Origin of the sequence: Mycoplasmopsis iners ATCC 19705, from assembly GCF_000701805.1 — a bacterium.
Taxonomy (GTDB): domain Bacteria; phylum Bacillota_I; class Bacilli_A; order Mycoplasmatales; family Metamycoplasmataceae; genus Mycoplasmopsis; species Mycoplasmopsis iners.
This window is the reverse complement of sequence record NZ_JNJW01000006.1, coordinates 23,751-40,610: the sequence shown is the minus strand read 5'-3', so window position 1 is coordinate 40,610 and position 16,860 is coordinate 23,751. Positions and strand designations below refer to the sequence as shown.

General features: G+C 27.7%; 6 protein-coding genes and 2 pseudogenes. 4 read left to right on the top strand and 4 right to left on the bottom strand.

Translation table 4 applies throughout. The features are described from left to right. From T395_RS03680 to T395_RS0102110, 4 genes and pseudogenes are all read left to right on the top strand, one after another. On the top strand, positions 1–312 hold a 312-nt coding region (locus T395_RS03680; RefSeq protein WP_029512851.1), incomplete at its 5' end, for an IS3 family transposase. Between the two features lie 95 nt (positions 313–407). Then, the gene (locus T395_RS0102115; RefSeq protein ID WP_029512850.1) at positions 408–3,293 is read left to right on the top strand and encodes a hypothetical protein; all 2,886 of its coding nucleotides are present in this window, start codon (positions 408–410) and stop codon (positions 3,291–3,293) included. Positions 3,294–3,296: 3 nt separating this feature from the next. Then, a pseudogene (locus T395_RS03745) lies at positions 3,297–3,461 on the top strand (hypothetical protein); the annotation flags it as partial. A gap of 90 nt (positions 3,462–3,551) precedes the next feature. Beyond that, positions 3,552–10,187, top strand: coding sequence for a lipoprotein 17-related variable surface protein (locus T395_RS0102110; RefSeq protein WP_029512849.1), 6,636 nt, complete (start codon positions 3,552–3,554; stop codon positions 10,185–10,187). 195 nt (positions 10,188–10,382) lie between these two features. On the opposite strand, the gene T395_RS0102105 is transcribed toward T395_RS0102110, so the two are convergent. The 4 genes and pseudogenes from T395_RS0102105 to T395_RS0102090 form a co-directional block, all read right to left on the bottom strand. After that, entirely contained in the window at positions 10,383–11,006 is a 624-nt protein-coding gene (locus T395_RS0102105) for a Fic family protein (protein ID WP_029512848.1), read from the bottom strand. Continuing rightward, complete coding sequence (locus T395_RS0102100) at positions 10,996–11,373, bottom strand: hypothetical protein (protein WP_029512847.1); 378 nt, start codon at positions 11,371–11,373, stop codon at positions 10,996–10,998. The genes T395_RS0102105 and T395_RS0102100 overlap by 11 nt, the downstream gene beginning before the upstream one ends. A gap of 202 nt (positions 11,374–11,575) precedes the next feature. Beyond that, positions 11,576–13,459: pseudogene (gene lon, locus T395_RS0102095) on the bottom strand (endopeptidase La); the annotation flags it as partial. A 1,055-nt stretch (positions 13,460–14,514) separates the two neighbouring features. Beyond that, entirely contained in the window at positions 14,515–16,854 is a 2,340-nt protein-coding gene (locus tag T395_RS0102090) for a class I tRNA ligase family protein (protein ID WP_029512845.1), read from the bottom strand. Positions 16,855–16,860: the final 6 nt, after the last annotated feature.

Sequence of the window (16,860 nt, the reverse complement as noted above, 5' to 3'; positions counted from 1 at the left end):
AAACCTTGAATTCTTCACTCAGATCACGGATTTCAATATTCATCATCTAAATATCTCGATGTAGTTGCAAAAAACAATGGAAATGTATCTATGGGCAGGGTCGGAAATTCATTAGATAATAGGGAAGTTGAATATTTCTTTTCAAACATCAAATCTGAGTGTTTAAACTTTGTAAATTACAAAACAATTTGCTTTGATAAACTCAAAAACATTATCAAAGATTACATTGAATGATATAACAATGAAAGATTTCAATCTGTGTTAAATTGAAAAACACCTCAACAATATTGAGATGCTTTGAGTTTTTTATAAATTGTCTATAAAACTTGTCCTAGTTTAGGCTTTTAGGCGCTACTCTTTCTTCATCCGTATTTTTAATTCCTTTTTCTGGGTCAGTTCCTATCTATATGGGTAAAGATACTACTGATAATAAATATGACAGTTTCTTTTATGAAGATAATAATATTTATACTAATTCAAGATATAGTCCATATGGTTCATATGACAATGGAAATGGCTATCAATTCTATGGATATAAAGGAACTCAAAATTTAGTAACTGTTGGTGATCCATCAATAACTGATAATAAAAATCCTAATTTCTTAAATACAACTTATTTTGATAGATTCAGTAAAAAAGGTAATTGGGTTGATGATAAATCATTAAATGGTAATCGTAGAAAATGAAAATTAATTTTTCATAAAGAACAACCAGCTAATTTTAGAGAAAACAGATATTTAGGTGGTTTCTATCTTTCTCAAGACATGATTTTGGCGGATGATTCATTCGTTAAATTTTCATTTTATCCTGCTGATATTAATGTTATTGATTATGCTAATGTTTCAACAAAGGAAATTCCGGTTTCATGAACTAAATTACCAACCAATAAAAGTAATTACACTTTTATTAACCCGCTTTATTCTCAAAATCCTTACTTTGAAGATAAGTGAGATAATATTGTTAACTGAGTAAATCCAGAAAATACTTCTGTCACTGGAGCATCTGGATATAACAATAATAGTGAAATTAGATTAAGAGGATTGTGAACTAATTCTGCCTACCCTTGAACCGCAGAAGAGCAAATAGTTGCTGAAAGAAATGGTTTAACTCGTGATAGCCGCTCAACTATTGCTAATAGATTAATTAACGACCAAGTTACTACCCTTGGAAAGGGAACACCTGGTTTCTATCATAAATCTATTAAAAAAATTACTAAATTTGAAGATGGTAAAATAGCACGGCAATTAATTGATGATGGCTTGTTTGATGAAAAATTATTAAATAATGAAGGTATTGGTTTTTGAAATCTATTAGACCAAAATGCTGGATATATGTTTACTTTTTTCATCGATGCACCAAATGCTAGAAATAGGGGATGATTAAACAACGTTGTGGTAGTTGAATTTGAAACAGTTGATAATCCTAATTTTAGATGAAACGGCAAAACTTCTGTTCCAACCTTTTTAGGTGGAGCTTACACTCTTTTTGATGTTGGATTGAACTCTGGTTTTGAAGGTGAATCAGGATTTATCATAAGAAGTGAAAAAACTAAATCAACTGAATACAAATTCAGAATTAAAGAAACAGTTGGTTCATCTGAACCCAACATATATTTACCTAAATCATTTAAAAGAAGAGAAGATGATGAAATTGGTAATAAATTGTACGAATTAGGTGTTTATTACACTAATCAAGATGGTACTGAAATTAAATTATTTGATTTAGATAGAACAAAATACAATAAAATAAATAACGCAACAGAATATTATAGTGAATACACTTTAAATTCACCGTTTAATAATATTGATCCAAACACTTTGAAGATTAAAGCAACAATTAAAGACACTAATTTCCAAAATCAATGAAAAATTGCAGAAACAAAACTTGCTAATGCAACTAAAGATTCTCAAGGTTTTTATGTTTTTAATGATTTAGTTTATACTCCTCTTATTACTGATAGATTAAAAATTGAGCAAATGTTACAAACAGAATATCCTAATTTATCAGGATGAGTTAGTGAATTAGTTCAAAAATTTATTACTAATGAATTTAAAGAATGGGGTGAAAATAAGAATGAAAGTGATGTTTGATTTGATGATTATAAGTATACAAACATCGAGGATAATAGAAAGCATGTATCAACTTTTATTAGAACATTAAGAACAGTGATTCCTATGATTCAATTTGCTTCAGAAGTTGATCAAACTTATTATTCCGAAACTAATAAAGCATTATCTAGTGATGAAAACAAATTAATTTCTCAATTAAATTTTGCTTATTCTTCTACTCAAAATTTAAAAGATAAGGTAGTGAAACTTCACGAATATTTATCTGCTGGAAAAAATGCTTTGAAAAACAAACAACCTCTGCCAGAGGAACAAAAAAGTACTACTAAATGAGGTTATAACTTAACTACCATATTAGGTATAAATCACCAAGACTATGATCAAGCAGTAGCAAAATTAAATGGATATAAAGTTGTTGATAATGTAGTAAGTGGAAATATTTATGATATTGCTACTAGTGAATTTGCTACTACTTATCCAGAACTATATGAATCTTTAAGTCAAGGTGAAAAAACTAATCTTTACAAATTATTCAAAGATAAAGCAATTGAAATAATTAATAATCAATTCACTTTAACTGCAAATAATGGTGGAATAGATAATTTAATTGACACTAATTCAACTACAAACTTAGATAAATTAAAAGAATTCCAAGCAACAGTAGCTGAAGAAATTAAGAAACGTAAATATTTAAATGATTATGTAACTTGAATTAAAAGTAACTTAAAAACAAATGCTGGCAAATGAAAAGAAACTGTTTCAGAAAATACTCTGTCAACTCGTGAAGATGATCAAGAAAAATACAATAAATTCACTGAAAGTTTTGATAATGCAGAATATCAACAAATTTTCTTAAATGATCCAACAAAAGGATTTTTATTAGATTACAATAAATTTAATAGTTTTAAAACTAAATTAGATAATGGAATAGCCTCTTTAAGTCAAACATTAGAAGCTTTAGATGGTAACAAAAATCAAGCTAAAAAAGCTGTTGAATCATTTATTTTTGTTGAAAGCACTGAAGATGAAAGACAACAATTTAATACTTTAATAACTCAATTACCAAATAACTATCAAGCAAATGATGGAGTTGTAACAGAAACAAATTGAACTTCTAATAATCAAAAATTAGCTGAGCAAATTAACACTATTTTTGACAAAGCCAAAGCTAATTTAACTACTAAATTAAATCAATTAACTAATTTAAAACCAGATGAAAGAAATTAGTACATTCGATTAGTTAATCAAGCTCAACTTAATCCAATTAGCAAGGAATTTAGTCAATTTGGTAATGATGCAAATTTAAAATCAATTCATGATAAAGCAGTATTAATTGATCATATTCGTTCATTAACTAATTTAACCGCTAAACAAAAACAAGCTTTAATTGATCGAATAAATATTACAGATAGTGATGATAGTGATTATGTAAATCCTGAAAATTATGGAACATTTAAAACTAATGCAACTAATTTAAATACACAAATGAACGCATTAAAAGATTACTATGATAAATTGCCTGATTCACTTAAACCAAATAAAAATGGTGAAATTACTAATGAACTTTATGTTTATGAAAAAACTAAAAGTGAAAAAGATAACTACAAAAAATTTATTAAGCAAACCAAGGCAGTAATTGATGATTCTGCTACCACTCCAATTACTAATAGCACAGAAATTGAAACTTTACTAAGTGATTTAAAAGATGCCAAATCTAAATTAGATGGTTCTAGTTCATATTTACCAAGACAAAATGAATTAAAAAACATGACAGTTGAATTAAAACAACAATTGTTAAAAGAAATTGATACCACAATTACTGATGAAAGTGAAAAAGAAAAACGATTTACTCTTATTAAAGCCTTAGACCTAGGAATTGGTAAAGAATTGACTAAAATTAGTGAATGACAAACTAATTATGTAGCAGATACTAATGTTGGTTATAAAAATGCTATTGATTCACTCAAAAAAGCTGCCGATAGTTTAACTACCAAGTTAACTACTGCATTTAATTTAAATTTAGCAGATGGTAATCAAAATAAAGATAAATTCAATCAAGTTGAACAAACAGATCCAAATGATTACAGTGGACTTTATGATAAAGCTTTAGCCAACTATAAAGCTTTAAAAAATGAATTAAGCAAACTCAAATCTAAACTTGATGAAAGTACTCGTTTATATAACTTAGCTATTAACCATACTAACAACAAACCACAATTATTTGCTACTAATGTAGCTAAAAATTATGCTACTGATCAAAGTCCTTTTACTGTAACAATTAATGATAATCAACCAGAAGCTGTTATTCAAAATATACAAGTAGTTGCTGCTAATGATGTTGATGGTAAACTTGAAATTACTTATGAAATAGTTTCAACTAAAGCTAATTTAACTGATGTTAAAACTAAAGTACAAACTTATATTTTTAAAGCAGATACTCAGGATAATTATCAAACCGAAACACAAAGATTAAATCCTATTGCTAATAGCATTAATAAAGATCAAAGTAAAATTAGTCTTGGTTTTACAGCAGCAAATGAATTAGCAGATTCAGAAAAAGCTAAAAATAAAGCTAATTATTCATATTCAAATGCAACAAATGACAAATTAACTTTTGATATCACAAATATTAATCCTGAATCTGATTTTGGTAGAAGTACTTTAAACTTCACTTTAACTTCAACTAAAACTAAAGAAGATTTATTCTGAAGAAGTGATAATGATTTAACAAAAATTACTTATACTGCTCCGCAATCTGATGCTGATAGTGTAACAATCACTGGATTTAAAAATGGTGAAAAAACCAGATTAGATGGCTTAAGTGGTTATTCAATTGACAGAAGTGATAAATCTAAAATTTTAGCTTCTAAAGTTGATTTAGATGATTTAAATAGTGATAAATGAACTTGAAGTCCTGAAGCAGATGGTCAATATACCATCGTTGATAAAAAAGTTGTTGCTTATAACGATATTACTGGACAAATTAAATTGGGTTTTAAATTACAATCAACTAAAGAAAATCTTGAAACTATTAAATCAGAAGAAAAATATGTAACTATTTCTGGCTTCTTAACTGAATTTAGAAGAATGAATAAATTAGTTGACAATGCTACTCCTAATTCTGTTATTAGTCAAAAACCAGGAACAACAAACAAAAAACCTTCTGATTTAACATTGGCTGATTTTGTTACTAATGTTCCCGATTCTCTTGCTAATCAAAATGTTCAAATTAATCTTGAATCAGTGATTCTTCGTTATGATGATACAGGAGATGCGTGCATAGCTTATTCATTAACTTCAACTAGAAAAGATTTAGTTTCAAATAACTGAGAACCTGCTGTTGCTAATTCAGATCCTATTAAATCTAAAATATCTAATTGAGCAGAGTTTCATGGTTATTTAACTCCTCGAGCTGAAGAAGCTAATCGTTTAAATGCATTAAAAGTTTCATATGAAAATAAAAATCCAAAATTAATGCCTTCTGAAATTTCTGCTACCAACATTAATAGCGCCTTAGCTGTACTTTTACCTGAGAATAGTGAAGCTGAAGTAATTGCTTTAACTATTACTAATCAAGATGATCGTAGTGGTAGTTTAACTATTTCATATAAATTAAGATCAACTAAAGCAAATTTAACTAATGCAGAAACTGCAGTTAAAACTTATACTTTTAAATCAGAAACTAAAGATAAATATAAAACCGAGCAAGAAAGAATTGATGCTCTTAGTTATCAACCTACTTTAAGTGAAAATGCTAAATCAAATAAAACTGCTTCTGAAATAAAACCAAGCGATATCATTTTCGCTACAAGCGAAACAGATGAAGCTCATGAAGTTAAAATTGTTTCAAATTCTATTAATGATAAAACTGGCGCATTTACCGTTGAATACAAGATTAAATCAAAAAGAACTGGTTTAGACGATATTGTTTCTACCAAAGCAAGAACTGCGACTTTTAATACTTTAACTGAAAGTCAAAGACTAGACAAAGTAATCAATGATAACACAATCACTAAAGAAATTACTTATACTGGTCAAAAAGCTCAAAATGAAGTTTTAGCTTCAGAAGTAACTAAATGAATGTTAAGTCCAAACCAAACATTATTAAGTGATTCAAAAGCTAAAATCGTAATTACTAATAATGTGAAAGTAGATCCAAACAATAATCAACAAGTAATTGTTACTTATAATTTAACATCTACTAAAGATAATTTAACTGATGTTACTTCAAGCATAACTAAAGAAATTACTATTGGTGGTTTCAAAAAACCAATTGATAAAGAAGCAGAAAAAACACGTTTAAATAATTTAACTGTTACATTAGATTATGAAAACAAAATTACCACTTTACCTTCAGATACAGTTATTGAAAAAGTAAGTGCAACTATTCAAGAAGCTAATCCAGAAGCCAGAGTTGTAATTGATAGTATTGATACAAGAAATGAAATTGACGGTTATATTGGAATTACATACCATTTAGTTTCTCAAAAAAGCGATGAAATTTATCAAGGTGTAACTTCAGATAATAAATACGCACAAATTAAAGGCTTCAAAACTGAACAAATGCGTCTTGATGAAATTATGCAAAAATTAGCAATTGAAGTTGGAATTAAAAATATCGCAAGTGACCAATATAATAAATGAACGGCATCAAAATTATTAAAAGACTTAATTTTAAATAAATCAGCAACTAATCAAGATACAAGCTATAACTTAAAAGTGGTAGAGAAATCAGCTAATGATAGCACAGGTGAAATTAGTTATACTTGACAAATTATTTCTAATAGAGGAACAGTTAATTCACAAAACTTGAATACTGTAACTTCAAGCAGTAAATATAACAAATCAGGTACTTTAAGCGGCTTTAAAACATTAGCGCAAATTGAAAAAGAAAGATTAAATTCTCTTGATTTTAGTGACAAAGTTGAAAATGGTCTTCTTTATCATATTGATTATCCAAATAAAGCAAATGAACAAGCTTCAAGCTTAACAGATGCAACCACTCAGTGAACTTGAGATGCATTAAATCAAGATAATTATGAATTTATTAATCAACAAATTGTTGGTTACAGTGATTTAACTGGTGAAATTCGTTTAAGTTTCCAAATTAAATCAACTAAAGAAGACTTTAAATCTGTAGTGTCTGACACTAAAGAAATTATTATTAGTGGATTTGAAACAGAATTACAAAGATTAAATAAATTAGTTGATACTAATCCATATAATATTTCATTAAAAGACACTGTTGATAAAGCAAATAAAAAAGCTTCAACTTTAACTAAAAATGATTTTAGTGCTTCAATTAAAGAAAACGCTAACAATACAAGCTATCATATCTCTGATTTACTTCTAACAGATGCTAATGATAATACAGGTCAAATTAGAGTTAAATACAAATTAATTTCAGACAGACAAGTAAATACTGATCAAACTGGTTTGAAAAAATTAGTAAGCAATTGAAAAGAAACATTCAAGGAACAACAAGTAACATCTAAAGAATCATCTCCTATTAATTTTGCTGACTTCTTAACTAATACCGAAGAAGAGAAAAGAAGAATTGAAGATTTCTTACCAAAAATTGCACTTGATTTTGAAAATCGTAATCAATACTTACCACTTTATAATGAAAATGATGTAATTGGTTCAAAAGTAATTATTAAATTAAACAATAATGAAACTTTAGAACAAAACAACATTAAAGTTAAAGAAAATTCATTAACTATCACCCAACGCGATGATCGTGATGGATATATCAAAGTAACTTATATCTTGCAATCAACTAAACAAGGTTTAGAAGACGCAGAAATTGTTGTTAATGAAACAAGAAGTGCTAATACTAATAAATTAACCGGTTTTAAAACTGAATTACAAAGATTAGAAGATCTAGTTATTGATTTTAATAATAGTGTTAGTGATAAAAATCAAAAACAAGCTTCAGATACTACAATTACTATTGGTAATTTAAATCAAAATGATGCTAAAACCACAAATATTACAATTAGTAATAAAACTCGTGATGATAGAAATGGTACTTTAAGTGGTACTTATAGCATTTATTCAACGAGAGATGGTTTCAATGACATTCATGTTGATGATAAAAAATTCACTATCAATGGATTTTTAACTGAACAACAAAGAATTAATAATTTATTAGCAGATAATACAATTCAAGCTAATGTTGAATATAAATTAGATAATCAAACTGAAATTTTACCTTCAGAATTATTAGCTAATAAAGATGAAGTGTTAAACAATTTAAGTACATATTTTGATATGAACTTAGATAATGAAGCGATTAATCAAGCTGATTTAAAAATTATTGACTTAAGTGCTGATGATACCAATGGTTCAATTATCTTTAAATATAAAATTGCTTCAACTAAAGAAAACTTAACTGATATTGCATCAGAACAATCTAAAACTATTAATTTAAGCGGTTTCTTAACTGAATTAGAAAAGCATAAAAAAGAAGCTAAAAAAACAGTTGATGCACTTAATAACTTAAGTGAAAATGAAAAAGCCCAATTTAAAGATAATATTGATAAGAGTGCTACAAAAAATAAAGTTAATGATTTTGTTAAAAAAGCTCAAATCACTGATTTAATTAATCAAATTGATAAAACCTATCCATATTTAAATCTAAAACAAAAAGCAGATTTAAAAGATAGTTTAATTAAAGCACCAAATTATAATCAAGCTCTTAAAAAATTCGAAGCCTATAGTCCAATTAATGACAAAATGAAGAAATTGCTTGATTTAATTGATCACTATGATGAACTAATTGCTGATCAATCTAACATTAGATATCATAAAGCAGAGAATAAAGCTGATTTTGATGAAATCTTGAATAAAGCCAAAGAATTGAGTCAATCTACAACTGATAATGGACAAGATAAATATAATAAATTCAATTTAAATAATTTAATTGATAGTCCAACTAATACCAATTCTTTAGAGGGCGCTTATCAAAGATTGAAAGGTAAAAAAATTGACTTAATTGAAAAAATTAACCAATCAGACTTACCACAAGTTCAAAAAGACGCATTAATTGCTGAAGTAGACCCAATTGATTATAATAGCGAAAATGCACCAGTAAGCTTTGACAACATCGAAGATCAAGTAGATAAATTAATCAAAATTAAGAATGATCAAATTTTAAGCGACGATGATAAAGCTAAATTGGTTGAAGATGTTTTAGCTAACGATCCAACTGAACAAAACTACTATGAAACAGCTAAAAACATTGATAAAAAACAAAATTCTATTGATGCTATTAGACAAAATGAAAACTTAACTAATGAACAAAGAGATCGAATTAGCAATGATATTGCTTCATTAGATGAAAAAGTTGAAAACTTCAATAACGATTTAGCTAAAGAAAATGCTAAAGCTGATTTAATCGCTAAAATTCAAGGCAATAATAATTTAACTAATGAAGAAAAAGCTAAATTAGTTGATGAAGTTAATAATATAGCTAATGATGATGCTAAATTCTATGACAAATTAATTAATGAAAAAGCTAAATTAGACTTAATTGACCAATTACATCAAGAAGCTAATGAAGGCAAAATAACTGAAAAAGCTAAAGATGCTTTAATTAATGAAGTCTTAAATATAGCTAATAATGAAAATACAATTGCTAACATTGACAAAGTTAAAGCTAAAGACAAATTAATTCAACAAGTTAAAGCTAGTGATGTATTAAGCGATAAATCAAAAGATACATTAATTAACAAAATTTTAGACAATGACGCATCAAAATCAGATTTTGATGATGTTCATAAACAAAACGCACAATTATTCGTTGATGCTGAAGAACTAGCTAAAGCTAAAAATGTATTAGTTGATTTAATTAAATCTAAGAAATTTAAAAAATTAACTAAAGATCAACAAGATGCAATTAATAAAGCAATTGCTGATTCAGATGAAATTTTAAATAATCTTAACTCTCATAACAATGAAGATGTAGTTAAACAAACAGTTATTGATAAAGAATTAGCTAAATTAGAAGTCGACAACGACTGAAGTTGAATATTATTCTTAATAGCTGCTATAGCAACAGCAACTTCATTAGGTTTATTATTAGCTATTCCAGCCATTAGAAACAAATTACTTAAATAAAATATATTAAATGAAAACACCATTATCTTTAAATTTGATAACGGTGTTTTTTGTTACAAAAATAGCGCCTTTAAGGGCGCCGAATTTTCCCGTGTTTCCCGCTTTGCCCCGCAAGTGGGAAACATGGGAAAAACACCTCAACAATATTGAGATGCTTTGAGTTTTTTATAAATTGTCTATAAGACTTGTCCTAGTTTACCTTTTATTTACTTTATTTCTTTTTAAATTAATCGTGTTATCGTCAATTACTTGTTTGAGATAATTATCTTCTAATTCTTGATAATACTTTAAAAGTGCTTTACGGTAATCTGTACATACATTTAAATTTAAATTAAATAATTTTCCTTGTTTTAATAATTCTTTTTGTAAAAGCATTGTTGCTGTTCTTTTATTACCATCATTAAAAAATTGTTCTCTCGCAATTAACAACGGCAGTGAATAAATGTCATCGTTTTTACTCATACAATCCTGTATTAATTCATAATATTGACTTTTAACTAATAAAGGTGGAACATAAGTGGCACCTAATACTTTAACACTAATATTTCTAAAATTACCATTATTCAAGTCAAGACTTTTCATTAAGATTTTATGTAATTGTAAAACATAATCAGGGCTTATCTCTAAATCATATGTTTCAAAAATAAACTTTCAAGCGTTTTTAATATTAGTAGCGATAATGAACTTTTCTTCATTTTCATTTAAAAACTTGTCATTTAAAATATTTTCTGTTTCTAATTTAGTAATCAATAAGTTTTCAAAATAAACTTGTCCTTGTAATATATCAACTAATTGTTGCGAATAATCTTTATATTTCATAATTGTTGCTTTTTAATCTCCTTAATTCTTCAAGAATGCGTTTATAAGTTGTGCTAAAAAGGTTAGTGTTAAGAATATTATCTGCATTATCAAGCGCAATTAATTTAGTTGTTTGTAAATCAAAAACTAATCTTAATATCGCTTTTAGCCCCCAATTAATTAAACATCCGTTATATCATTTTTCTTCGGTGGTTTCTTTGTTTAGACGTATGCTATTACCAAATCTAATAGCATCCATTTCAATTAAACCAAACGGTTGGTTATAATTGATTAACCACCAATCGTTAATCAAAGCAATGATTTGGTTAATATCATCTGCAAACATTGTTTCTAAATGTCTTGAAATATTAGACGGTAATAGTTTCATTTTCTCTCCTTTGTCTATACAATTATATTGCCCAAGTTCCCAAGTTTGACCCTTTTTTAAGGGTTATTTTTTTAACCCATATATCTATAGGTATATTCGTTTTTAGACTTTCAAACTTGGAAACTCGGTGTTTCCTAGTTAAAAAGTGCTAAAAAACGAATTCACCTGTTTTATAGGCAAATTCGTTTTTATTTTCTATTAATTATTTAGCGTTAAATAAAACATCGTAAATTTCATCATAACTTTTAACAGGAATAAATTCTAATGCTTCTCTAACTTCTTCAGGTATATCAACTAGATTTTTCTTATTATTAAATGGAATAAAGACATGTTTTACACCTTTTTTATAAGCAGCAAATGATTTTTCTTTTAATCCACCAATTTCTAAAACTCTTCCTCTTAAAGTGATTTCACCAGTCATTGCCACTGTTTGTGGAACAGGTTTATTACTTAGAGCAGAAATTAAGGCTGTTGTAAATGTTACGCCAGCACTTGGACCATCTTTTGGCACTGCTCCTTCAGGCACGTGAATATGAATTTCATTTTCATCAAAATCAAAGTCTTTAATACCAAATTTTTCAGCGTTTGATCTTACATAAGTTAAAGCGATATTAGCCGATTCTTTCATAACATCTTTTAATGAACCAGTTAATTTTAAACCGCCTTTACCTTTGAAAGTGGTAACTTCAATTTGTAATGTTGTACCACCAACTGAAGTGTATGCTAAACCATTTACCACACCAACTGCTGGTTTTTGTTCATTTTCATCATCAACAAATTTTGGTACTCCTAAAAAGTCTGTTGCTATTTCTTTAGTAATTACAAATTCTTTAATTTGTTCGCCTGAAACTATTTTGGTAACTATTTTACGGGCTATTTTGTCAAATAGTCTTTTAAGTCCACGAACACCGGCTTCAATAGTATAGTGTTTAATAATATATTCAATTACATCATTATCAATTATGAATTGATCTTTATTTAAACCAGCTTGTTGAACAACAGCATTAATTAAGTGTTCTCTAGCAATTTTAATTTTTTCATTAATTGTATAACTACTTAATTCAATTATTTCCACACGGTCTAATAATGCTGGAGGAATATTTTCGTAGTAGTTAGCGGTTGCAATAAACATTACTTTTGAAAGATCATATTCATGTTCTAAATAGTTGTCTTGGAATTTTGTGTTTTGTTCCGGGTCAAGAACTTCTAACATAGCAGATGAAGGATCGCCTCTATGATCAGCTGACATTTTGTCAATTTCATCTAATAAAATTAATGGGTTAGATACACCAGCACGTTGAATTGCTTTAATAATTTTACCTGGCATTGCACCAACATAAGTTCTTCTGTGCCCTCTAATTTCACTTTCATCGTGAACGCCACCAAGGCTAATTTTAATATAGCTTTTGTTTAGCGCCTCTGCGATTGCTCTAGCTAACGATGTTTTACCAGTTCCCGGAGGACCAACTAAAGTTAAAATTGGTACATTATTAAAGGTTTTTTGAATCTTTTTAGTGTTTTGATCTTCTTTGAATAAATCAAGATCAATTTGATGTTCTTTATCTAAAGGTAATAATTCAGATTTTTCTTTTTTAGCTTTAGCAATGTTTTTATGATTAATGATTAAAGCTAAATATTCAATAATTCTTTGTTTTACTTCTTTTAAACCATAGTGATTTTTATCTAAAATGTCACGAGCTTTTTGAATATCCAACGTTTCAATTTCTACTTTTCTTCATGGCAGTGATTTTAAAGTATTAACAAAAACTTGAGTAATGTTAGCATCAGGTGTGCCTTGCATCATGCCTTTTAGACGGTCTTTTTCAGTGTTAATTAATTTTAAAACTGAACTAGGATACATTTTTGATTTAACTGGATCATTAAGCACTTTTTGAAACTCGTCATCGTCAGCATTCGGATCAGATTCATTAAGAGTTTCTTTAATTGCTTTCATTTTTTCACGCAATAAGAATTCTTTTTGTTGTTTATCTAAGTTTTCTCTTACCTTATTTTGAATTTCTTGTTCAATTTTTCATTCTTCTACTTGTTCTTTATCTTTATTTTTATCTTTTTTATCGGCATTATTTGCTTTTTTAACGGCTGTTGAATTATCCATGTGTTTAATTATTTTTTTGAAGAATGGCGCTCTGGCCAAAATGTCTAATTCTTCTTTTGAAAATTCACCAACTGTTGGTAATTCAGCAAGTAAATTAATTAAGTAATCAACTTGCTCAATAAAATCTCTTTTAGCTAATAATACATATCTTTGATAATTATTTAAAACTAATTGAATTGCAAAGACAGTTAAAATGATTGTGTCATCAATGCCTTGTGCATTAACAGAACCGTCTTGTTTGAGATTAAAATCAACTTTATCGGAAAAGAGACTAACTGTTTTTCCAACTTCATTAATTCAATCATTCAAGTCAAGTCCATTATTATTTCTAATTAATAATTGTTGTAAAAGTTTTGGATAAATTTGTGTTGGTACAACTTTTGAAAGTGTTTCGTCAAACATAGAAATGTTTTCAGCCATTCTTCTGAAATCATTTTCATCTTCGATTGAAAATTCTTCAAAATTGTTATATGAAGCTGAAGTAATTGCTTCAGCAACATTAGTTACTATTTGATCCTTGTCAAAAAGTTTGGTTAAACCTACCTTTTGTGTGCATTCTAAGGTTATTGTTCATTCATCTTCAGTTATTTTTTTAATACTTCTAATTTTCACTAAAGAAGCGGTTTTTAAAATGGAACTGTCTTTAAAATAGTGTTTTTTGCTTAAATTGTTCTTTTGTTTTTCATTGTTTGTGTAAATCAATAAAGCTTCAATTTCTTTACCTGCTTTATTATTTGTTTCCGCATCCACAAATCAAGGTAGTTCTTTAAATCTGAAATCTTTGACATCATCTTTTAATAGAACTCAACCTTCACTTTGAGGTTTGTCAATATCTAATACTAAGATATTTTTTCGAAATTGCATAATCTCTCCTTTTCAAGTTAATTAATATTAATATTATATATGTAAAAAAGATTTTTAGCAGATAAATATTTTATATGCTAATTTTTTTCTTTACTTCATTAACTCTAATAATGCCCAAATAAAAGAAAAAAATACAAAAAATGTATTTTTTCGCATTTAGTTTATTTAATTACAAAGTTAATAAGCTTGTTTGGTACAAAAATTTCTTTAAGAATTGTTTTGTCTTCTAAATATTTAGCACATTCGACTTTGGCTTGTTGTAAAACAAATTCTTTTTGATTATCATTAATTGAAATGCTGATTTGCCATTTGACTTTTCCGTTAATTGTGATTGCATAAGTAATTTTGTCATTGATTAATGCTTTTTCATCTGGTGTAAATAGTTCAAAGTTTTTCAAGTTAAAGTACTCTTGGCTTAATTCTCATGCAATATGCGGAATAAATGGTTCAAGAATGTTTAATAATACATAAAACATTTCTGAAATTAATTCGCTTTTATCTATATTGTCATAAGCATTTAAAACTTCCATTGTTCAAGCAATGATTGTGTTAAAGGCAAAAGTATTTTTGCTTTCATCAAAAACTAAATCTTGTTTAAGAAAACTTTGGTGTAGTTTTCTTCTTGCTTCTTTTTCTACATCGTTTAATGAAGCAAAATCATAAGTATTTAAGTAATTAACATAGTCAAAGTTTTTAATTAATTGACTTGATTTTTCCATTAATCTTTTAATAAATTTGTAGCTGCCTTCAATTCCAGAGTCTGATCACTCGAGATCTTTTTCAGGCGGAGCAGCAAACATAATAAATAATCTAATGGTATCAGCACTATATTTTTCAATCATTTCTTCGGGGCTAACAGTGTTGCCTTTAGATTTTGACATTTTGGCGCCATCTTTAAGCACCATTCCTTGGGTTAATAAATTATTAAATGGCTCTCTAAAATTAACAAGGTTAATGTCAGCTAAGACTTTGGTAAAGAATCTGGCATACAACAAGTGTAAAATAGCATGTTCAACACCACCAATATATTGGTTTACTGAACTTCAATAATTTAATTCTTGTTCATCAAATAAATGATTTTCTCTCAAAGCTTTTGGAGTTGTATAACGAGCAAAATATCAACTTGATTGGAAAAAGGTATCGAAAGTATCTGATTCTCTTTGTGCGTTTGAACCACAATATGGACATTTAATATTTAATCATTCTTGGTCAGTTAAAATAGGGTTGCCTTGACCGGTAAATTGGACATTATTGGGTAATAAAACAGGCAAATTTTCAACTTTTTCTGGTACATTGCCACATTTAGAACAGTTGATCATTGGAATTGGCGCACCTCAATATCTTTGGCGGCTTATTCCTCAATCTTGTAAGTTCATTTCATAACTAGCATCTAATGCTAAATGATCTATTTTATAGTCTTTTTGGTTAATTTTAATTTGATTTTGTTGAGCAAATTCTTGATAACTTTTTAGTCTATCAATTTCAATTAAAAGCACTTTATCAGCAGAATTTGCTGAAGCAAAATCAGTAATATAAACATCTAAAGTAATATTTTTATCTTCGCTAAGTTGCATTGTTAAAGGTAATTTAAATGCTAATTTAGCACTAAAATTTTTACCTTTGGCATTTGATGTGATTTGATTAATTTTTTCTATTGCTGCTTGATCTAAAATTTGGTCATTAATTAATTGTTGAACAATTGGGTGACTTGATGAAATAGCAATAAAATCAGCCTTAGCTAATTGAGCTTTATTTTCCACAAATGCAACCAATTCATAAGCGGCATTTTCTTGATCTGTAAATTTCGCTAAAAAGCCTTTTTTATAGTCGATTCAGTTTTTTTGCATTAATAAAACATTTTCAGGTCAATGGTTTTTTAATTGAGCTAAATCGTTTTGTAATTCTTCTGCATAGGCTGTAATTTTTAAATAATATTGAGGCATTAATTTTTGAACAACTTGGTTTCCACATCTTCAACATTTGCCGTTTTCAACTTGTTCATTGGCTAAAACAGTTTGATCAACTTCACATCAGTTAAGATAAGATTCTTTACGATATACTAAGCCTTTTTCTCACATTTTAATAAAAAGCAATTGATCAAATTTTGTGTAATCATTGTCAGCGGTTATAACTTGACGATCTCAAGCGAAGGAAATACCTAGTTTCTTAATACTTTCATTCATTTTATTAATGTTTTGATATGTTCAATCTTTTGGATGAATTTGGTGTTTAATAGCAGCATTTTCCGCTGGCAAACCAAAAGCGTCTCAACCAAATGGATGAAGCACGTTAAAACCTTTTTTACGGTAGAATCTGGCAAAGATATCACCCAAAACATAGTTTCTTACATGACCCATGTGAATGTTACCACTTGGGTAAGGGAACATACTTAAAATATATTTTTTAGGCAAAGTAAAATCACCTTTTGGTTCAAAGGTTTTATTATCTGCTCAAAATTTTTGTCATTTTTTTTCAATTGATTTTGGTTCGTAATTATTCATCTTTCC